The organism is Vibrio sp. 1078-1 (assembly GCF_033340475.1).
On sequence record NZ_JAWOWM010000676.1, the window covers coordinates 1 to 570 of the forward strand.

At 48.4% G+C, this 570-nt stretch carries 1 pseudogene; it reads right to left on the reverse strand.

Annotation, left to right across the window (positions count from 1 at the left end):
• Window positions 1–570, reverse strand: a pseudogene (locus tag R7190_RS29455) (ammonium transporter); the annotation flags it as partial.

The following is a 570-nucleotide window of genomic DNA, read 5'->3' on the forward strand; positions in this document are numbered from 1 at the left end:
CTCGAATACCAACCGTAGCTTTAAGAATCGCCCAAACCACTAGGCTTGCACCAAATACCCAAGCAAAGATCACTGCGGCACCAAGAAGCTGCGCACCAAACGTCGCTTCACCGTTGCTTAGAGGAACAACCATTAGACCGAAGAAACCACAAACACCATGAACTGAAATTGCACCTACAGGATCGTCAATCTTCAGTTTATCGAGACCGATGATGCTAAATACCACTAGCGCACCCGATACCGCACCGATTGCTACAGCATACAAAGGTGATGGTGATAGTGGGTCTGCCGTGATAGCGACCAAACCAGCCAGCGCACCGTTAAGGATCATGGTTAAATCTGCTTTACCCCAAGTGGTTTTACACACAAACAATGCAGCAATCGAACCCGCAGCCGCAGCCGCGTTCGTGTTGAGGAAGATTTGACCAACCGCCGTTGCGTTTTCAAAGTCTGAAACCATCAATTGAGAACCGCCATTGAAGCCAAACCAGCCGAACCAAAGAATAAACGTACCCAGTGTTGCTAATGGCATGTTCGAACCAGGAATTGGGTAGATTTCACCGTTCTTAC